The following is a 20,017-nucleotide window of genomic DNA, read 5'->3' as shown; positions in this document are numbered from 1 at the left end:
TTCTTTCAATTATGATAAATCGGACGCAAAGCCATCATATAGAAAATACACAAAAAATGCACATAAAATGCTTAAGGATTAACTGTTAAGAATTTCCCTGGCAATCAATCGAAACGAATTAAGCCGATCCTCCAACTTATGAGTGATGGTTATCAACATGATTTCATCTGCCTGATATTTCTCCTGAATCGTCAATAGGCGATCCTTAACTTGTGAAGGGGTACCAAGAATCAGTTTTTTATGCATGGTTTCCATCTGTGTTTTTTCTTTTTCAGTCCATTCATGGTTCCTTACTTCTTCTATACTTGGAACTTGCTTTCTTTCCCCATGTCCACTTTGAATTTTCCACAGGGTGTTGCTGAGGGCGATTTCTTTCGCATATTCTTCCGTTTCAGCACAAATGGCCGATACCGTAATAATCGTTTTAGGTGCTTTGAGTATCCCTTTTGTTTGAAAGTGCTCACGATACTGTTTAATACTCTGCACGCCATCATTTTCGCTCATGAATTCCCCAAACGCGTATGCAGTTCCATTCTCAGCGGCTAGTTTTGCACTTTTCCCGCTTGTTCCCAATATCCATGGTTCAGGGGATAGCATTGGGATAGGAGCAGCAGAGACATTTGAAAACGGATGTTCTTTCGGAAATTCATCTCTTAGAAAATTCAACAGTTCTTGAACAAGTTCGGGCATTTTATATACATTTTGAAGGAAATTATCGGATAAGGCCATCGTTGCTTCGGCAGATCCACCAGGAGCACGTCCCATTCCGATATCAATCCGGCCTGGAAAAAGCGTGGCTAGCATATTATATGTCTCTGCTATTCGGTATGGCTTATAATGTGGAAGCAGTACTGCCCCTGATCCAATCCGGATATTTTTTGTTTGTGAACCAATATAGCTTATCAAAATCTCTGGAACGGAACAGGCCAAGCCAGGCAAATCATGATGTTCAGTAAACCAGATTCTGCTATAACCCAGCCTATCTCCTTCTTGAGCTAGTTGAAGTGAAGCCTGCAAAGCTTCTTGTGCTGATTGCCCGGATGCAATCGGGGATTGATCCAATATGCTCAATTTCAATTTGTTACCTCCTTTCTTGGCTTTCGTAACTTAATCGTAAATCATAACCAGCCGAAAGTCGCCTGAAACGCTTGCTTTGTTGTTTAGTTTGCAGCCTTTAGCAGAAAATATAAGGAGTTGAATCCAAATTAGGGAGTATAAGTGAATTGTATATTCTAGCGAGGTGTTTGGTTTAATATACTAAGGACGCAAGTGGCTCAAATGTTCATCATTTATTCTATCGAGGTCTTTTTAGGGATTTATGTAAAAAAGAAAAGCCCTTTTAAGGGGCTTTCCAAAGCTATTCACTTTTTTTGAATTGAGATAGTAATTCATCTGCCATGATTTTTGAATCCAAACGAGCCGCTATATATGGGGGCTGAACCCGATTATTGGACTCCACGGGCAAACCTAGCCAAATAACTCGATGATCAAAGATGATAAAGGAAAAGGAAATAGGTGAACAAATAAAATGATCCGAGTTGATATCAGGATTTCTTTTTGCTGATATGATCGTCAATTTCACTGCAGGGTTCCGTTTCATTAAATATTGCTGCCATTCTTCTGACAAACTGTTCAAATCCGGTACAGCGATAACCATGTCATGTTTTGTTGTTTCAATATCTCCCTGAAAGTCCCCCAATTTACGGGCATGCATCCATCGTAATTTCGGGTGCTGGTGGTTAACCCATTTTCCAATGTCTTTCTTTGATACAATCTGATCATTTTGAATTTGATGATCGACAAGCTGACGAAGTGTTTTACTGCGATAAACGTGTTTGTTAACAAACGAAGTGTCACATACATGTACGAACTTACCTTTAGTCCTTGTTATTGCCACGTTAATCAGCCTTTCACTTTCTCTCCCTGTCAATAACATTCCAGCCCTGTTTTGCGGATAACTATCTACTGTGTCAAAGATCATCATCTCACGTTCACTTCCCTGGAAACGATGTACAGTTGCAGCGATGATATCCGCAGTTTGCCGTTCTTTTTCATATAAGTCATCCAATAGCTTTTCCATCAATTCTGCCTGAGCCCGATATGGTGCGACATAACCAATTGACCTTGAACCGCCCACATAAGCTTCATGAATCAACTGAAAAGATAAAAGCAATTGCCATAAATTCATTCTCGAGTGGGATGTCCGTTCAGTGATGCAATATTCCCCTGCTAAGCTAGTATCAAGAAGTGCCGATGCCCTATTGGCAAACGGTTCCGCCAGCATTATGCCCTCCCTGCTAGTCGCAACACTTTTATGATCGCCAACAAAATTGTTATAGACGACACGATTAGTGAATGCTGAAATATCCGGATGCATGCGGCGTTGTTCCTTTAATAGGAATAGATGGGGATGGAGTTCTCCTTCTTCAACAGACTGGGCGACACCGGCCCGATGAAATATGTCTTCCTTCAGCCAAAGTTTCACGAGGGAATCACGAGCCGAAGCAATGGGCGGCAATTGTTTGAAATCACCACAAACGATAATATGCTTGGCTAACGCTGCAGCAAAAGCCACCTGAGGAACGTAAGCCATACTCGCTTCATCCAAGATGACCAGATCATACTCCTTTTGATAAACCGTTTCGTCATTTGCGGCTTTAGCTAAGGTCGTCCCTATTACTTTTGCTTCTTTTACGAATTGAATCTCTTTTTGGCGGATTTTCTCCAATACTTTGGCCAGCTTTTTCTCTATCTCAATTAACTGATCTGTATCCCTTTTACTGAAGGAACCTGCCAAATCATATTTTAAAAGACGTTTTTCTTCGCCAAGTTCTTCTTTTTCTTTAATTAATGTCGGTTCATGTTTACCTAATAATTGCCCCGTAACAATATCATCATGGATAGCTAGTGATTCACTGATTTGAGATCCATAGCGAAGCACATCGCCTTCTTTGAAACGATCTTTCTTTTTAATGAATGATGAAATTTCAGCCATCAAAACATCTACAGCCTGGTTGCTATGGGACAAAACCAGAACTTTTTTAGCTTGTAAATAATGATTGGCTACTGTACGAGCCAAAGTATAGGTTTTTCCTGTTCCAGGCGGTCCCCAAACAAAAGTGACAGGATTGAACTTCGAGCGGGAATATAATTCTTTCACACTGCTTTGTTTTTCAGTTAAAGGATGTTTTTGCGGCATGGACGGATCCATCAGGCGCTTGATTCGAAGTCTTTTCCTTTTACTCCTCTTGATTTCATCCAAGCGGATGATCAATTGCTCCAGCAATTCCCAGGGATCATGGTATAAAAAGGCTTCACTGATGATGTCGCCTAACGAGCGATCAAAAACAATGATTATACTTTTCCCCTCCGATGAGAGGATCCTTCCATCCTGTTTAATCCCTCCCCATTCAAGTCGAACGAGGGAACCGACAGGGATTTTTACCGATGAACCTGTTTCAAAATAATAGTTGAAGGAACCGTCGCTTGAAAGCAGATGGCCGTTCGAAACCAAGTATTTTGTGCTGCCATATTTTTTCAAATGCAGGATTTCAAGTTGAAGTGCCTGCTGCCATTCTTTTATATAATTAACTGTCGAATTCATTTTTCACTTTCCTCACAAAATATGCCATTGTAGTACGAAGAAACTGGCCCATTGGCTAGGCTCCGATGTTGAAAATAACGCTGTCATCATGACTTTTTTCGCGAATTACCTGTTTCTTTTGCATATAAAATAAGGCCCAATCTATTGATTGGGCCTTTCATACGCCAATGTTTTAACTATAGCATTTTTTATAACATCATACCATGGGCTCTTTTGGAAGAAATGGTTTAGATTAGCCTTCTGTCAACTCACTAAATTGGTCGACGAGATCACTGAAAATCTTCATTGCATTTTCGATCGGCTCAGGTTTCGTTAAATCCACTCCTGTTTTCTTAAGCAGCTCCAATGGGAAATCAGAACTCCCGCTTTTCAAGAAAGACAAATAACTTTCAAGTGTTTTTTTGTCCCCAGAAAGGATCTTATCAGCGATCGTAATGGCTGAAACGTAACCAGTAGCATATTTGTAGACATAAAACGGACGATAAAAGTGTGGGATGCGTGACCAGCCATACTTCACTTCTTCATCGAAACTTATTTCATCTCCATTATATGCACGAAATATCGTTTCATAGGCTGTATTAAAAACCTCGGCATTTAGAGGTTCTTCATTTTCAGCTTTTTCATGTACAATCTTTTCGAACTCCGCAAACATCACTTGTGTGAAGAATGTCCCTTTAAAACTATCTATGAAATGGTTAAGTAAATGTTTTTTCTTTTGTACGTCTTTTGTTGTCTTAATTAAATGGCGAATCAAAAGGATTTCATTCACAGTGGAAGCAACCTCAGCGACAAAAATGGAATACCCAGCACTTATTTGCGGTTGGTATTTTGAGCTATAGTATGAATGCATGCCATGTCCAGATTCATGTGCAAGTGTAAATACACTGTCTAAATCATCACGATGATTTAATAGGATGAAAGGGTGAACACCATAAAGTCCTAAATTGTAAGCACCTGAACGTTTTCCAGGTGTTTCCCTAACGTCGATATACCTGTTTTCCTTAAAGGTTTTAAGGATTGTGATATACTCTTCGCCAAGTGGCTTTAGTGCCTCCACCATCAAAGCAAAACCATCATCGTAAGAAATCTCCTCTTTAGCCCCTTCGACTAATGGTACACTTAAATCATAAGCACGTAATTCTTCTACACCCAGCAATTTTTTTCTTAAATGAATGTATTTATGCATGGGTCCGATATTTTGCTTAGTAGACATAATCAAATTATCATAAACTTCTTTTGGAACTTGATCTCCAAATAAGGATTTTTCCAAGGCAGATGGATAATTTCTCAGCTTTGAAAGATTCACATTATTTTTGATTGCCGTTGCAAGTGTGGAAGCGATTGTATTCTTCAATTGTACATATGGCTGATAATATGCGAAATAAGCCTCTTTTCTTTTATCCCGATCATCATCTTCAATCAATTTGGAATACATTCCTCGCGTCAGCTCTACCCTTTCGCCGTCTTCATTCGTAACTTCCCCAAATTTTATATCCGCATTGTTAATCATTCCGAACGTTTTTTGTGGAGCTGAAAAGGCTTCGCCTATTTGCGAAAGCACCTCTTCTTGTTCTTTCGTTAATACATGGGCTTTATAGCGGAAGGAATCCAATAAATCCTCTTCAAAATATTTCAAACCCTCGACTTCTTTTATGTACCCTTTTAATGTTTGTTCTTCCAGGCTTAGAAGAAACGGCATGAAGAATGCAGAAGCATTACTTATTTTCTGCCCTAACTTACCAGCTCGATCCAGCAATGCTTGTGATGAGGTGACCCGTGTATCCAAATCGGCTTGAAGCATGGCAAATACATATAGCTTGTTATAAATGTAGCCAACTTCCTCACTTAACCGTAAATACTCGAATAAATCTTGGGCTGACTGAATATGCCCATCGTAAGTTTTTAATTTTTCTGTCATCTTCAGGACTTCTTGATAATCTTTTTCCCAATTAGCCTGATCTTCGTAAATATCCTTTAAATTCCAAGTTTCTTCTATCTTTAATTCGTCACGTGATTTAAACGTTTGCATATCCTCTGCACTTCCTTTCATGCTTATAGCTTACCCTTTATTATAATCGACTTTCAGAAAAATCTGCATAGAAAAACCAGTATGCTAAAAATACATACTGGTTTTCCTTTTAAAAAATTAAAATTTTGCTGCAGTTTCAGCAACTTTCGCCAATCCTTCTGCAACGATATCCTGTGAGCGATCTGGGTATTGATTATGTCCCTCGATTACGACAGTTTCTGGGTTTTTAATGCCCCATAAGTTTAGATTCATCGTTACGTATTTCTCGGCCATTTCGCCAGCTTCCATTCCAGGCAATGCATAATCGGATCCGCGTGCATTAAGTAAGGCCACTTTTTTATCTCCAGCTAAGCCAACTGGGCCTTCAGCTGTATATTTGAATGTTGTTCCCGCTTGGGCAAGATAAGAAATATAAGTTACCAATGGTGCCGGAACCGTTGCGTTCCATAGCGGGAAGGCAAATACTACTTTATCGGCAGCAAGGAATTGATTCAAGTATTGTTGCACGATATCAGCAATTTCCACTTCTTCTTCAGTCAATTCCATGCCTTGGTTGCGTTTATATAAGGCAGTGATTGCAGTATTTCCGTAATAAGGCAAATTCAATTCAAATAAATCCAATTCAGTTATTTCATCGCTACTATTTGCTTCCTTATATGCGTTCAAAAACGTTTCATACATTTTGACACTGATAGCTTGATCCGCTGGGCGGTCATTTGATTTAACAAACAATACTTTAGACATTTTCGTTCCCCCAATTGTTGATTTTGTATATTTAATAAAAATAGCATTTAATCCATATATCTCGAATTAACTGCAATTGCTACTTTCACATTATAAAACTGAAAATCCAATAAGGCAAGGATTATGTTTTTTATTTTCAAACGCAAAAAAACCGAGAGCAATTTGCTCACGGTTACGTTAATTGTTTATGATGGAAGGGACACTTACCTTTTATCGGTTCTATATCATCCCCTATGAAAAATTGTTTCCATTCATTATGATTTACATCGCCAAAGTGACTGATATCAGGATGCTTCGGGAGATTATCCCATTTCTCCACCCGTTCCCGGACCTTTTCCCGCGACATGATTCCGCCTTTTTCCGTTCCTTCCAATCCTTCAAAGATCATCCGGGGCTGGAAACCAAGGACGAGGCTATTTCCTAAATCGCGAGTTTTACGCTGTTTATATGCAGGTGCATTACCAAAGACAAAGATTGGTTCCCCGGCAAAATGATAGTCCCATAAATAATGATCCGGATCTTTCGGCTTTTCAATTGGCCAAGGTTTTTCATCCGCTTGATGCAGGTATTGCAGGATCTCCCAAAACCTTTTACGGTAAAATTCTATATCACCCTCTATCGAATCAGGCTCCATAAAAACGAAAAGTCCATGCCTTATATATGGTGGTTCCTGAAACAAATCAAGAAAGCTTTCCACTGCTTTAGGGAGATTGGACCAATCTTCCTGTGTGATATAAGCATAACGAAGTTCCCCTTTATTTTCAGCTTTCATACCAAAATAACAAGGAAAGGTTTTATCGGTCACTGTTTCATGGAATGTTTGATATTCCTTGATTAGCCATTGCGGCACTCGATCGGGATTTGTCATATCTTCTTTTGTTAACAAACTTGAATTCGCAGTCAGCATCATTTTCTCCTTCAATCGTCGTTTTATTATATGTTACCCGCTTTAAATAAACTAAAACTTCTTCGAATTGGAAATCAGGTTTATCATTTTCATTTCATTAGGATAACCTAAGAAAAAAATAGGAGGAGGTATTGCTAAATGGCAAGGAGAAGGAGAATATTAGTATCTGAAGCGCGACAAGGCCTTGATGATTTAAAAGCCAAAATCGCTGGCACAAAGAATCCCGAAGAGGCAAAGTTTGAAGTAGCAAAAGAAATGGGCGTACCGTTGAAAAAAGACTATAACGGTGAACTGACATCCAAGCAGAATGGAAAAATAGGCGGAAAGTTAGGCGGAGGCATGGTCAAGGAACTTATAAAGATGGCACAGGAAAACTTAGGAAAAAAACATTAACCAGAGTCTATCACTGTAGTTCTTAGACATCAGATAAAGAAATGAACTTTTGAATGGTAAAATTCGGGACTTAACACGTTACGACGCAATAAAAGCCAACCTTTACGGGCTGGCTTTTTTAGATCAGTTAATTCTTACGGGTGAAACTCTTGAAACAACTGACATTATTAATTCCTCCGACATCGGGTAATTAGCGGCAGCTGGGTCGGTCATTACTGCTTTCAGAATTCTTTCCATATCCGACTGGTTAATTTCATAGGCGCTGAAGTCGGAGGGCAGCCCAAGATCAGATAGGAAAACACGTAGCTTTTCTACCACTTTCGCTAAGATCCTTTTTGAATCTTCATCCTGTACTTTCACACTAAAGGCTTCAGCTATCAAATGGGCCTTTTGAAGATATAAATCCGGGATTGATTCCATGACGACCGGTAACAATACGGCATTGGCCAGTCCATGCGGAATACGGAATAACGCCCCATATGCGTGGGCAAAGTTATGAACAGGAATCGCATTCAATGCACTACAAAATGCAGTGATTCCCATCATGCTTCCATGCAGCATTTCCATTCTAGCCTCAATATTCGTTCCATCCTTTACGGCCCTCGGTAAATTTCTTTCAATAACTCGAATGGCCTGATATGCATATGCATCGGTTATTGATGTCGCAGCAGGTGAAATGATCGCTTCAATTGCATGTGTCAATGCATCGGCACCAGTAAACGCCGTAATGTCAGACGGCAGACCGACTGTTAACTCGGGATCTAGAATCGCAACATCCGAACTTAAAAAAACATTGTATATATTCATTTTGACATTTTTATGTTCATTATATATGACTGCGATCGGGGATACTTCAGAACCGGTTCCTGCTGTTGTGGCTACGGATATATGCGGGATATTCATGGATTGTGCTTTTGGAAAACCCTCATATAGAAAACCGCTTGGTATTGAATCATTTATATCCGTAATTCCTTTATATAATCCGTATTTCAATGCTTTTGCGGTATCGATGACACTCCCTCCACCAATGGCAAGGATGGCATCTGCATGAACTTCGCGTGCATATTTCAATGCTTCGTTTACACATTTACTCGCTGCGTCTTGTGTTACACCCAGAAACTGTCCAACTATTTCAGCTTTGGCACCCAATTTCTGCTGCTCAAAAGTTTCGGCAACTTTTTTAACGACGCCTGCATTTTCCAAGCCAGCATCGCTCACGAGCAGAATCCTTCTTGCCCCCAGACCATTGAATAGGCCCGGTATGAGTGAACGAGTGTTAGTGCCACTGTAAACCGAAGACCTTAACCAAAAATTCGAATGAGCATTTACCTTCATATCGTTTCACCTCGGAATTAATAGTCTATATTCGCAGTTAAGGATCGTTCATACGCTGCATTCAAGTTCCTAATGGCCATCCATTAATGAATGTAAACTAACAGTATGCTTGTATCTTATTTCGGCATTATAACACCCCATATTCCTTTTCATTGCTTTGATAGATTTCTTCAATCCCTTTCCCTTTTGCCCTGGCTAATATCTCCATCCGCACTGATAATTGTTTCAGGGTAAAATTCAATACAGCTTGTTGGTCATTACCAAAGGGATTTCCTAACCGATCATATCCCTCTGTATTTAACGTGATGGCCAGTGGTGAAAGCTCCTCCATCCTCTTTTCAACCTGTTTAAAGATATGTGGATGTTCACTGATGATTCGCTGTAGCAGGAAAGTCCCATATGCAATATGGCGTGATTCGTCCTTCTTCAAAAAACCCACACCTTTTAATAAACCAGGCATCATTTTATTAGCTTCGAGAGTCTGATAGAACCCGAAATATCCAGTTTCTGCAAGAACGCCTTCGGTAAACATATTATAAACAGTGGCTGCTTCTGCCAAGGCTTCTGGTGATTGATCGGTTAAAAGTTTCTCCATCGTTTCAGGCAAAATTTCATAAAAAATCGATTTATAAGTGTCTGAGTGATAAACCGTCAAATCACCCGTTTCACCAATTTGATCTAATGTATAGCGAAAGAACTCCATATGCTTCGCTTCCTCGAACAGAAATGTCGTTAAGTACATTTCTTCTTCGATCCGGCCTTCTTTGGCTATTGTCATTATGAGCGGCAGCAAATCCAAAGTCACGGCTTCTTCACCGCCCTGAAAAAGGGAAATGATCCGTAATAACACTTCCCTTTCAATGTCAGTAAATGACTTCCAATCTTCTCTATCCTGGCTGAAATCAATGTCCCGAGGATTCCATATACCGAATTTCTTTGCCTTTTGGTAAAGTTTAAATGGTAGGGTATCTTCTCTAAAACTCCTGCTTGTGGTCGTTAAACTCTTTCTTTTCATGGTAATGCCTCCTTGAAATTATGAACTTTAAACTTTTGAATCTCTAAGGATTTTTAAATTTGTAAGATTTTTCATTATATTGTAATATATTAGTAGCATTTATCCTAGTACTGAAAATGTAGGGAGGAATTAAGTCGAATGCTTGAGGAAACTCTGATGAAACATGTAAAAAAGATTTCCCAACAAAAAGATATGGCAAATAAATCACAAATGATCGTAAAGGGCTGTGTGGATTTTTTTTCATTTCAACGAGCATCTTTATTCAGTTACTCATGTTTAACAGGAATGGGTGAAGGAATTTGTGCATGTACAAGTGAAGATACTTTTTCATTACATAATGTTAGGGAAAATATTCATGATATATACCCGATCCACCAAGCAGTCATCCATAACAAGCCCATATACTTAACCATCCAGCATGCGAAATCCTCCATCCCTGCAAAATACGTTAAAAGATTTTCCATCTCTTCATTGGCAATCATTCCGATAATTGTGAATGACTTGGCCATCGGTTTAGTGTTGGTTGACCCCATTCACGCCAACGAGCCCGTTACCAAGAATGATTTAATGAAGCTCTCCCATTATTTGAAGCTGGCTGTCAGTTCAACATTCGATTCCGCCCCCCCCACTTATCTTCTAAGCAAACGTGAAGTGGAGGTACTTCAATATTTAGCGAATGGGATGGGATTAAAGCAAATGGCACCAAAAATGAGCGTTAGTGAATTTACTGTCAGAGATCATATTTCTTCTGCCATCAGGAAATTGGGAGTGAATCACCGGACCGAGGCCGTCGCAGTTGCCATAAGGCACAAAATGATTATCTAAAAGTAAAAAAAAACCTTCAAAGAAGGTTTCAGACTGTAGACAAACTCGATGAAAATTGATTGTCTTTTTTAAGGCTTGTACAATTGGGACGTTGATTGGAACGTAGGGCACTCGCTTTCCGCGGGCGGTCGGGGAGCCTCCTCGGCTTTCGCCTGCGGGGTCTCCCCTAGACGCGCTTTTCCCGCAGGAGTCTCGAACACCCGCTCCAATCAACTTTGTCTTACCTTTTAGATAGAACACTTTTGCCTGGAGTCATTTTTGTTTTAAAATAGAAGTATTAAAACTTAAGGTGATGAGGATGCTTTCTAAACATGATTCTATTCAGCGAGATCAACTTGAAATGATTACTTTAGATCAACTGGTGCCATCGAACCATTTGGTTCGTAAAATGGAGGCTGCCATTAATTTAAAGAAGATGGCCAATTGGACATGGTGAGGTCCAAAAATGGCCTAACATGTGGGCTCGTAGAGCCGCAATCTCTTAACTTTAGGCGAAAATTCAAAGGGAATTTCAAAAGAGGTTCAGAATTTTTTAATTCCGAACCCCTTTTGTCAACAAACCTTCAAAGAAGGTTTTTATAAGTATTATTGAGTCACTTTTTCTTCAACTTTAGTAGTCCAGCTCAACTCGTCTGTGACTTTACCTGTTTGGACACCTGTCAGTGTATCATAAAGCTTTCTGGAAAGTTCGCCCGTTTCTCCGCTTTGAACAATCATTTCTTCACCATTCCACAAAAATTCACCAATTGGTGATATGACCGCGGCTGTTCCCGTTCCAAAGGCCTCTTCCAAGTGACCCAATTTATAGGCTTCATGGACTTCCTCCATCGAGATGCGTCTTTCCGACACGGGAAGACCCCAATGTTTCAGCAATTCTATAATGGAATCACGAGTAATACCCGGAAGGATGCTTCCATTTAAAGCGGGGGTGATGATTTCACCATTAATTTTGAAGAAAACATTCATGCTTCCAACTTCTTCGATATATTTTTTCTCCACTCCGTCTAACCAAAGAACTTGAGCATAACCCATCTTTTCGGATACTTCCTGGGCTTTTAGGCTCGATGCATAATTACCGCCCGTTTTGGCTTCACCTGTACCTCCATTAACTGCACGTGTAAAAGCTGACTCCACTGCAATTTTAACTGGATGGATGCCTTCTTTATAATACGATCCCACTGGTGACATGATGATGATGAACTGATACTTATTCGATGGAGATACTCCAAGATAAGGCTCAGTAGCTATTATGAATGGCCTGATATATAAAGATGTCCCTTCTGCCTGGGGAACCCAATCCTTATCAACGCTAATTAAAGTCTTTAAGGCCTTCAACGCGAAATCAACGTCGACATCCGGTATGCATAATCGGCTATTCGAACTATTTAAGCGTTGGAAATTCTTTTCCGGACGGAATAAGATAATTTCATCCTCAGGTGTTGCATATGCCTTCAATCCTTCAAAAACGGATTGACCATAGTGAAAAATCATAGCTGATGGCTCCAATGAGAGCGGTTGATAAGGAACAATTCTTGGATCATGCCACCCTTGCCCTTGTGTGTAATCCATAATAAACATATGATCGGTAAACTGCTTACCGAACTCAAGCTGGTCCGCTTGTGGTTTTTCTTTCTTTGTTGTACTAAGCGTGATTTGCATGTCATGTTCCTTCATTACCAAAACCCCTTGTTGATTAAATTTACAAGATTTGACTTCCATAAAATCTATCTTTCATTAGTTTACTCCTATAAGGAATCATAGTTCAAGCCTTTAAGACGAAATTTTCGGAATTTTTTAAAATAAATTGGTTTTTCTTTGATTTCCAGACTATGATTCCTGAAAAAAGAATCAATTATTCCTGAAACCACTAAAAATATCAATTCCGAGTAGTACGCTAATATGTCTTGAATATTAGATTAATTTTATCAAAATAATCACTATAAAGCCAATGAGAATAATTTTGGTTCATCGCACCTTTAGAGTAAATTCAATCATTTGCCTTTGTAACCAGGAAAATCGATAAATGAAAAGACTTTTGGCAGATTCGTGAATAATACACCAAAGCAATACCTGCAAACCTTATATGTATATTAAATTCCTTAGAATATATAACATTTTTAATCCGAATCCATAAAGTGTTTTTTACCAACTCTAAGCCCAGAGGAAAATTTTACATGAATTTCAATTTAGTAGTTTACTACTAAATAATATTCTTATATACTTATCCCACTAGATAGATAAAACGCATGCAAAACGATATATTATAGACAAAACGCATGCAACTTTCTAATTCTTCTTTAACGAAAAGGGGTAACAACATGACAAAAAACAGATGGTTAATCGCTTTATCCGCTATCGCCATTCACCTATCCATTGGCGGTGCATACGCATATAGCGTTTACAAAAAACCATTAGTCGAGACCATGGGGTGGTCAGAAACTGAAGTAACGTTAGCATTCACAATAATGATGGCGCTTGCAGGAACTTCAGCTGCCTTCTTTGGCAAGTTCGTAGAAAAAAATGGACCACGAAAGTCAGCTATGGTCGCGGCTGTATTATTCGGATTAGGACAAGCAGGTTCCGGTTTAGCGGTAATGGTCGATTCACTTCCGCTCTACCTATTGACTTATGGGGTGTTAAGTGGGCTTGGTATGGGGATCGGGTACATTTCACCAGTATCCACTTTAGTCAAATGGTTCCCAGATCGCAGGGGACTGGCAACAGGAATGGCAGTATTAGGTTTCGGTGCCGGAGCTCTCATTACAGCCCCAGTCGCTGCAAGCCTTATGGAATCCGTTGGCATTTATACTACATATTATATTTTAGGCGCAGGCTATTTCATACTGATGTTCTTAGGGGCATCCTATATTGCACCTCCAAAAGCCAACTGGCTGCCTGAAGGAATGAAGAAAGATATTGAGTCCGGTAAGAAAGAACTGAAGAAAGACCTAAGGCAATTAACTGCAAAAGAAGCGGTTAAAACTAAACACTTCTGGATGTTATGGTCCATGAAATTGATCAATACAAGTGCAGGGATCATGATGATTTCGGTTGCTTCTCCTATGGCTCAAGACGTTGTCGGGCTGTCAGTGGCAGGTGCAGCAACATTAGTCGGAATAATGGGAATCTTTAATGGCGGAGGAAGACTTGGCTGGGCAGCGGCATCTGATTATATGGGCCGTCCAAATGTTTTCGTCATTTTCTTCATCATTCAAATCGGTGCCTTCCTTTTACTTCCAATGACTACAAATACACTATTGTTCCAAGGACTCATCTTGTTGGTCGTTAGTTGTTATGGAGGAGGATTTTCTAATCTCCCTGCATTTGCCGGGGATTTATTTGGCACTAAGGAAATTGGTGCCATCCATGGTTATCTTTTAACTACATGGTCTCTAGGCGGGGTTTGCGGCCCAATGTTGGTTACTGCAATCAGGGAAAGTACGAACAGTTACATTCCGGTATTCTACGTTTTCGCAGCATTAATTGCGATAGCATTCGCCATTTCCATCTGGTTGCGTCTGGACATCAAAAAAATGCAAAAAGAACAGAAACAAGGTGCAACGAACACATTAAGTAAGATATCCTAATTTAATAACCTTTAAAAAGGCATGATCAAGTAAACTTCCATAACCGGAATTTACCTTGATGATTCCTTTTTAGTATGTATATGGCCGTATAGGTGCTTTTTGAACTGTAGCACATTGGAATATCATATGGATTAGGTCATCTCATCTGGGGGCAGTTGTGAGCATAAATTCAGATTATCGACTTATGCACGTAAAGACAGGTTAAAGTCAAAATGGCCGATATATTTTTTTAATAGGTCCTTCTTTTTACAGTGAAAGTCTTGTTTTTGTTTCCATATATCAACTTCGTTTGTTCCGGCTATAGCTATTTGAATTCCAAAAATGTTTAAAAAATACGAACTTCCATTTAATAAATAATAATAGGTGGTCAGCTAGATTCAAAATTGAAACACAACCGAATAAAAGCTGAATGACAAACGTTCATCCATCTAAAAGTTTGCACCGAATATTTAATCAAGTTATTTAGTTTAACATTAAGCTAAATCAGGGAATCAAGTAAGAGATGGAATTAGGGGGGATTGTCTTGTGGATCAATAAACCGTTTTTCAAATATGCTTGCGCAATCATTTTGATCATTTTAATTATTTTTTTACTGGGTAAGATTGATTATGTTCTCCTGCCGCTGCAAAAAATCATTGCTGCCATGTTTTTCCCTATTATTGTGGCTGGGCTTTTATACTATATATTAAGGCCGGTCGTTAACTTGTTAACTGAATTTATCCCGAGGTCAGCTAGCATCTTCACCGTGTTTTTGATTATATTTAGTATGATTGGGATGGCAGGTTACTTTGGCAGTCCTGTAATCGTTGACCAATTTCAAAAATTATCTGAAAACCTCCCCAGCAAAGTCAAGGAATTCTCTAAAGAATCTGAAGTCATGATTGAAAAAAATGATTTTGGCATGGTAAATATAGAAGAGTTGAAAGAAAAAGCGGTCACGCATTTGAAAGATTATTCGGAAAAACTCATCGTGAATGTCAATACCATTTTATCCACGATAACTAGTGTATTAACAGTATTGGTCATTACACCATTCATTTTATTCTATTTCTTGAAGGATGGAGATAAATTACGACCATTTCTATTAAAATACATACCGAACGATGTAGAATCAGAGGGGAACACAATTTTAAAAGACGTCGATAAAGCCCTTTCAACTTATATTATTGGTCAATTCATCATATCAATTGTCATAGGGACTTTGATGTATGTTGGCTACCTTATTATCGGTCTCGATTATGCACTCGTATTGGCCTTATTCGCCATGATTTTTACCGTTGTACCATTCCTTGGTCCATTAATAAGCATCATCCCCGCCCTTTTCATTGCCTTACAGCAAGACATTGGGCTGGCAGTGAAAGTACTCATTGTCCTTATTGTTGTTCAACAGGTCGAAGGGCACTTGGTTACACCGAATATTATGGGGAAACGGCTTAACATTCACCCGCTTACCATTATCCTATTGCTGCTTGTTGCTGGATCAATATACGGATTCATTGGCATTTTAATCGCTATCCCTACCTATTCCGTAGTAAAAACGATTATAGGGAATTTCAGGAAGTTTTACAGGTTACGGAATAGGGTTACATAAACAGGAAAAGTTGTCTACACACTTAATTAAAAGAACGATTAAAAATAAAAAGCACTCGTTTCAGACTGTAGACCAACTCTTAAGAAAGAGAATTTGCCTACAGTTTTTTCTTTCAATAAATTCCCAGTTTATTTCATAAAACCATTATGGAAAACCTATTCTTACTATCATGGTTCGGAATAGTCCATTCCCCCCCTTTTTGTAGCCAAACTAAAAACGTTGATAGTTGCATCAACGTTTTTTTAATAATTTTTTAACACAGCGTTTAATAAAGGCTGTGAAGCTTTTCTTTTTGATGACTTGCTGGGTATGAATTTGCTTCTGTATATAAATTTCTTCTTTGTTTATGGCGTTACTTTCCGCTAACACCAGACCCAAATCGGAGTTATGATCTTTGTTTAGGACGATTTTGTAAGGAATATCATGACTCATTGCCAATTTAATATATTTTCCTAGATATTGATAGTCCATCTGACCATTCAAAAACAAATTTGAACGGGGATACTGCTTCATCATTTGCTCTATCTCCGGGTATACATTCGTTTCAAAGACTTGGCTTCTTTTTAAGACGATGACTACGCGTTCCCGTAATGTGCCCAGAAATTCCCTTCGTTCACCAGCCTTGATTTCTTTTGGACCATGGATGCCTTGTTCTAGATAGTCCTCCACCTTTAGGCGTGACAATTCTTTCCCACCTCCGCTTTCCCTTCAATAATGTATGTAATATGGCCAAAAATAGTGCCCATCATTCTTTTGATATGCATAAAAGTGAAATTGGATCTAAGTTTGACTTTTCCCATAGTTAATTAGTCTACCCTTTTTTTAAAAAATTGTCACTTTAGCCTCGCTTCATGCATAGGATAGTATATGTGTAAATGTAGGTTGCTTAAATGAGGGACGGGGAAAACATGAAAAAATTAATTGTATTTGTATTGATTTTCGCCTTTAGTTTTTTGGGGTTCAGTAATACTTCAGGTGCGGCAGCAAGACAACTGATTATCATCAATAAAGCCAATAATCAGCTTGCCTATTACGAAAATGATAAATTGGTGAAGGTATTCATCGTGGCGACAGGTAAGAAAGCCTCCTACACTCCTGAAGGAAAGTTTAAAGTAGTGACAAAGATTGTGAATCGTCCCTATTATAAAGGCAACATTAGAGGCGGAGACCCAAAAAACCCTCTAGGTAAAAGATGGCTGGGGATCAATGCAAGGAATACACCAGGAAATACGTACGCAATACACGGCAATAATGATTCTTCAACAATCGGGAAATATATAAGTGCCGGTTGTATCCGTATGTATAACAATGATGTACAATGGCTTTACGATAGGGTGAGAATGAACACTGTAGTCTTGATTGCCAGTTCGAATAAATCATTTGCCAATATAGCTGCCACAAATGGATTCAAAGTGAGCGGATCTGTGAGCCTGCCGGTAAATACAAACTCTACCCTAAAGAAAGGAAGCAGTGGCCCCCAGGTTATCGAACTGCAAAAAAGATTAACTAAACTTGGATACAGCACTAAAGGAGTAGATGGGTCATTTGGAAAAAACACCGAAATAGCTGTAAAGAACTTCCAAAAGTCCAAAAAACTTACTTCTGATGGAATCGTCGGACCAAAAACAAAAAAAGCACTAGGACTTAAATAATTTTCTCAATGATATCCACTGATTAGAGGATATCTTTTTTATATTTTAACTGTACAACCTATACATTATTACCCATATCGTCATTAATTTCCCACCATCAGATATTGACTTTATGTTATAATTTATACATCAACAGCTAATCATAATCGCACTGTCATTACATACAAGGAGGTAATACGAATGTACGATGAAATTCTAGTGAATTCCATTAAAGCAATTTTTGTTATCGGCACCATTTCAATGTTTGTGATTTTAGGATTCGTAAAAGGACGCAGGTTTTAACTTTATCCAATCGTTAAAATATCTCCACCTGCCTGGTTTCTTGTATTATTTTCATACAGGTAATCAGGCTATTTTCTCTTTAAAAAAGGCTCTTTTCGTAAAGATTGTTGTTTTTAAAACGAAACTATTAAGGTGATTGGAGCGGAAGTGCGAGACTCCTGCGGGAGCTGCGGGACAGGTGAGACCCCACAGGCGTGTACGCCGAGGAGGCTCACCGCCCGCCCCGCGGAAAGCGAGCATCTGGAGTGGAAATCAACCACAACTCACTACCTGGTAAATAGCAACAAAGTATGTGAAAACAGCCTAAAAAAAGCATATCCTCTATGGGCATGCTTTTCTTTACCAATTCCAATTATCCGTATTATCTAAAAGTTGATCGATGTCAAATGTATCAAGATGGAATGGAACTGACTCTTCTGCTATCGCTTCAGTGGCTAACAATAATTGGTCGATATCAATAATGGCCAAAACAGTCCTCTCCCTTTTTTAATGGTGTTTACCCTCATTTTTAATACTTTAAACAATTCGTTCAAAAGAAATTTTATTAGAGGGTCTCCTTAAAATTTTACATTTGACATTTATTTAAGAGGCAGTGAATCTTTTTCAGATCCTTCCGGAGAAAGCGTATGTATCAATTTAACCAGCTTATAAAAGGTCCCGCTGCAGATCGTTACCTCGGGCAGATTATGAAATATTGATTTTTTATTAATATGATAATTTTCTTTCTCAGGAGAATACACAATTATTTTCTTATTTAAAGATAAAGCATAGCCAAGCTCATATAGATTACCTTTTCCAGCCGTTAGGAAGATCAGCATGAAATCGGCTTCCTCTATCCCCTTTTTTTCATATTCTCCAATGTCGTCCGTTATTTGGTTTTTCTCATCATTCGTAATTAAATTCATGTCATTCACACAAGTAAATCCTTTTGAAGTCAATTTCTTAATCAATGATTTTACTTGCTTCAAATTTTTTTCGTCTGATGCTATATAATATTTCACACATACACCTCCAAAATATATAACTATTGATACTTTTTACCTATGTTACCTATACTATACATATTCGTTATAAAGAACGCAATATCCTTTCCCCAAAAATAAAAAATAATTAAATGGGGAATTTTTTAGCGAAACTAAAAACCATCATTCCTTTTACAGGTAATGATGGTTTTTTATATTTTATGAGTGCCACTATTATCCCCATCGACTTCAGCTTACTAAAAAAATAATAAAATAATATAGTATGTACTGATCTGACATTCCGGGTTACAAATTCAAGTAATCCAAAATAAAAACCTTGTCCTTTAACCGGCAAGGTTTTTCTATTTTTCATATGTGATATTTTCGATTTCAATTCTGAAGGGTGCAGCCTCGCATATATTAATTCCCCGATCCAGATTCACCTTTTCCATTTCGCTTGCATCCGGGATTGTTTTTTTATCGTGTATAAAATGTTCGACCATGGATTCCAACAGTTCTTGAGCACAAGCTAAGGCATCTAACCGATTCCTGCCGCTAACGGAAGAAATAATTCCTTCTCGCCTAAAATCCGGGAAACAAACTTGAACGGAAAAAGAGTCGATAATCAACGGGTGCTTTTCATAATAGAATACGGCTGGGTACTCAAAGATTTGAATGGTCAAAATATCATCCCTTCATACAATATTTAGATATTTATAATAATTATAACATGAATTTCCATTTTATATAGGTTTAAATTACTTTTCTTTGTTTGTCAAGTTAATACTTACATTCAATAGGTTGATATATCCGTATTGACTACGAAATAAAAAAACACCATGAAAATCAAAATCATGAGAACATTCAAGATTATTCCAATAATGCTGCACACTTTTCCAGCTGTCACTAAACCATTTCCAGATTCACCAGTAAGGTTCATTTCTTGTTTACTCTTCGATGCAAATATTAACCCTAAAATACCTAATATGATGCCGATGATTGGAATAAACAGGGATAATACCCCCATGATCAATGATACAATCGCTTTGCTATTGCTTCTTTTAATTTCCGACATATTTTCCACCTTCTTT

General features: G+C 38.5%; 19 protein-coding genes. 6 read left to right on the top strand and 13 right to left on the bottom strand.

What is annotated here, in order from left to right; genetic code table 11:
* Window positions 1-78: 78 nt before the first annotated feature.
* From AC2YHV_RS20400 to AC2YHV_RS20380, 5 genes are all read right to left on the bottom strand, one after another.
* Window positions 79-1,077: an LLM class flavin-dependent oxidoreductase gene (locus tag AC2YHV_RS20400; protein WP_487373949.1), complete on the bottom strand. Its 999-nt coding sequence runs from the start codon at window positions 1,075-1,077 to the stop codon at window positions 79-81.
* A 280-nt stretch (window positions 1,078-1,357) separates the two neighbouring features.
* Complete coding sequence (locus AC2YHV_RS20395; RefSeq protein ID WP_487373948.1) at window positions 1,358-3,604, bottom strand: AAA domain-containing protein; 2,247 nt, start codon at window positions 3,602-3,604, stop codon at window positions 1,358-1,360.
* Between the two features lie 232 nt (window positions 3,605-3,836).
* On the bottom strand, window positions 3,837-5,633 hold the full coding sequence (gene pepF, locus AC2YHV_RS20390) for an oligoendopeptidase F (RefSeq protein ID WP_057277923.1): 1,797 nt from the start codon (window positions 5,631-5,633) through the stop codon (window positions 3,837-3,839).
* Between the two features lie 117 nt (window positions 5,634-5,750).
* A complete protein-coding gene (locus AC2YHV_RS20385) occupies window positions 5,751-6,377 on the bottom strand; it encodes an FMN-dependent NADH-azoreductase (protein WP_052137253.1) in 627 nt (208 codons plus the stop codon).
* 172 nt (window positions 6,378-6,549) lie between these two features.
* On the bottom strand, window positions 6,550-7,284 hold the full coding sequence (locus tag AC2YHV_RS20380; protein ID WP_034306969.1) for a YqcI/YcgG family protein: 735 nt from the start codon (window positions 7,282-7,284) through the stop codon (window positions 6,550-6,552).
* A gap of 138 nt (window positions 7,285-7,422) precedes the next feature.
* Between AC2YHV_RS20380 and AC2YHV_RS20375 the strand changes: the two genes are divergently transcribed.
* A complete protein-coding gene (locus AC2YHV_RS20375; RefSeq protein ID WP_098864592.1) occupies window positions 7,423-7,677 on the top strand; it encodes an alpha/beta-type small acid-soluble spore protein in 255 nt (84 codons plus the stop codon).
* A gap of 123 nt (window positions 7,678-7,800) precedes the next feature.
* Here the strand turns inward: AC2YHV_RS20375 and AC2YHV_RS20370 are convergent, their stop codons facing one another.
* Window positions 7,801-9,012, bottom strand: a complete 1,212-nt coding sequence (locus AC2YHV_RS20370) for an iron-containing alcohol dehydrogenase (RefSeq protein WP_063576135.1) — start codon at window positions 9,010-9,012, stop codon at window positions 7,801-7,803.
* 127 nt (window positions 9,013-9,139) lie between these two features.
* The gene (locus AC2YHV_RS20365) at window positions 9,140-10,027 is read right to left on the bottom strand and encodes a R2-like ligand-binding oxidase (RefSeq protein ID WP_487373947.1); all 888 of its coding nucleotides are present in this window, start codon (window positions 10,025-10,027) and stop codon (window positions 9,140-9,142) included.
* A 138-nt stretch (window positions 10,028-10,165) separates the two neighbouring features.
* On the opposite strand from AC2YHV_RS20365, the gene AC2YHV_RS20360 reads away from it, so the two are divergent.
* A complete protein-coding gene (locus AC2YHV_RS20360) occupies window positions 10,166-10,852 on the top strand; it encodes a response regulator transcription factor (RefSeq protein WP_096339780.1) in 687 nt (228 codons plus the stop codon).
* 298 nt (window positions 10,853-11,150) lie between these two features.
* Window positions 11,151-11,288, top strand: coding sequence for a hypothetical protein (locus AC2YHV_RS20355; protein WP_189337405.1), 138 nt, complete (start codon window positions 11,151-11,153; stop codon window positions 11,286-11,288).
* Window positions 11,289-11,437: 149 nt separating this feature from the next.
* Here the strand turns inward: AC2YHV_RS20355 and AC2YHV_RS20350 are convergent, their stop codons facing one another.
* Complete coding sequence (locus AC2YHV_RS20350) at window positions 11,438-12,526, bottom strand: branched-chain amino acid aminotransferase (protein ID WP_034306982.1); 1,089 nt, start codon at window positions 12,524-12,526, stop codon at window positions 11,438-11,440.
* 644 nt (window positions 12,527-13,170) lie between these two features.
* On the opposite strand from AC2YHV_RS20350, the gene AC2YHV_RS20345 reads away from it, so the two are divergent.
* Complete coding sequence (locus AC2YHV_RS20345; protein ID WP_063576132.1) at window positions 13,171-14,439, top strand: L-lactate MFS transporter; 1,269 nt, start codon at window positions 13,171-13,173, stop codon at window positions 14,437-14,439.
* A gap of 523 nt (window positions 14,440-14,962) precedes the next feature.
* A complete protein-coding gene (locus AC2YHV_RS20340) occupies window positions 14,963-16,030 on the top strand; it encodes an AI-2E family transporter (protein ID WP_487373946.1) in 1,068 nt (355 codons plus the stop codon).
* Between the two features lie 231 nt (window positions 16,031-16,261).
* On the opposite strand, the gene AC2YHV_RS20335 is transcribed toward AC2YHV_RS20340, so the two are convergent.
* Window positions 16,262-16,714, bottom strand: coding sequence for a YueI family protein (locus AC2YHV_RS20335; protein WP_377333721.1), 453 nt, complete (start codon window positions 16,712-16,714; stop codon window positions 16,262-16,264).
* Window positions 16,715-16,938: 224 nt separating this feature from the next.
* Between AC2YHV_RS20335 and AC2YHV_RS20330 the strand changes: the two genes are divergently transcribed.
* Entirely contained in the window at window positions 16,939-17,682 is a 744-nt protein-coding gene (locus tag AC2YHV_RS20330) for a L,D-transpeptidase family protein (RefSeq protein WP_487373945.1), read from the top strand.
* Window positions 17,683-18,303: 621 nt separating this feature from the next.
* Here the strand turns inward: AC2YHV_RS20330 and AC2YHV_RS20325 are convergent.
* The 4 genes from AC2YHV_RS20325 to AC2YHV_RS20310 form a co-directional block, all read right to left on the bottom strand.
* Window positions 18,304-18,432 (bottom strand): hypothetical protein, encoded by a 129-nt coding sequence (locus AC2YHV_RS20325; RefSeq protein WP_255256757.1) that lies wholly within the window; start codon window positions 18,430-18,432, stop codon window positions 18,304-18,306.
* A 110-nt stretch (window positions 18,433-18,542) separates the two neighbouring features.
* A complete protein-coding gene (locus AC2YHV_RS20320) occupies window positions 18,543-18,986 on the bottom strand; it encodes a nucleoside 2-deoxyribosyltransferase (RefSeq protein ID WP_223256012.1) in 444 nt (147 codons plus the stop codon).
* Between the two features lie 302 nt (window positions 18,987-19,288).
* Complete coding sequence (locus AC2YHV_RS20315) at window positions 19,289-19,609, bottom strand: hypothetical protein (protein WP_053535156.1); 321 nt, start codon at window positions 19,607-19,609, stop codon at window positions 19,289-19,291.
* Between the two features lie 110 nt (window positions 19,610-19,719).
* On the bottom strand, window positions 19,720-20,001 hold the full coding sequence (locus AC2YHV_RS20310; RefSeq protein WP_063577730.1) for a DUF4190 domain-containing protein: 282 nt from the start codon (window positions 19,999-20,001) through the stop codon (window positions 19,720-19,722).
* Window positions 20,002-20,017: the final 16 nt, after the last annotated feature.

The sequence above is a fragment of the Peribacillus sp. SRI_006 genome (genome assembly GCF_057586375.1).
Note: the sequence above shows the minus strand (reverse complement) of the source record. Positions and strands in the feature narration are given on the sequence as shown.

Excerpts from the sequence above, each read along its gene's own strand:
- AC2YHV_RS20350 (WP_034306982.1), bottom strand. The coding sequence starts at position 12,526 with ATGAAGGAACATGACATGCAAATCACGCTTAGTACAACAAAGAAAGAA.
- AC2YHV_RS20345 (WP_063576132.1), top strand. The coding sequence starts at position 13,171 with ATGACAAAAAACAGATGGTTAATCGCTTTATCCGCTATCGCCATTCAC.
- AC2YHV_RS20310 (WP_063577730.1), bottom strand. The coding sequence starts at position 20,001 with ATGTCGGAAATTAAAAGAAGCAATAGCAAAGCGATTGTATCATTGATC.
- AC2YHV_RS20385 (WP_052137253.1), bottom strand. The coding sequence starts at position 6,377 with ATGTCTAAAGTATTGTTTGTTAAATCAAATGACCGCCCAGCGGATCAA.
- AC2YHV_RS20370 (WP_063576135.1), bottom strand. The coding sequence starts at position 9,012 with ATGAAGGTAAATGCTCATTCGAATTTTTGGTTAAGGTCTTCGGTTTAC.
- AC2YHV_RS20380 (WP_034306969.1), bottom strand. The coding sequence starts at position 7,284 with ATGCTGACTGCGAATTCAAGTTTGTTAACAAAAGAAGATATGACAAAT.
- AC2YHV_RS20355 (WP_189337405.1), top strand. The coding sequence starts at position 11,151 with ATGCTTTCTAAACATGATTCTATTCAGCGAGATCAACTTGAAATGATT.
- pepF (WP_057277923.1), bottom strand. The coding sequence starts at position 5,633 with ATGCAAACGTTTAAATCACGTGACGAATTAAAGATAGAAGAAACTTGG.
- AC2YHV_RS20395 (WP_487373948.1), bottom strand. The coding sequence starts at position 3,604 with ATGAATTCGACAGTTAATTATATAAAAGAATGGCAGCAGGCACTTCAA.
- AC2YHV_RS20360 (WP_096339780.1), top strand. The coding sequence starts at position 10,166 with ATGCTTGAGGAAACTCTGATGAAACATGTAAAAAAGATTTCCCAACAA.
- AC2YHV_RS20330 (WP_487373945.1), top strand. The coding sequence starts at position 16,939 with ATGAAAAAATTAATTGTATTTGTATTGATTTTCGCCTTTAGTTTTTTG.
- AC2YHV_RS20365 (WP_487373947.1), bottom strand. The coding sequence starts at position 10,027 with ATGAAAAGAAAGAGTTTAACGACCACAAGCAGGAGTTTTAGAGAAGAT.
- AC2YHV_RS20375 (WP_098864592.1), top strand. The coding sequence starts at position 7,423 with ATGGCAAGGAGAAGGAGAATATTAGTATCTGAAGCGCGACAAGGCCTT.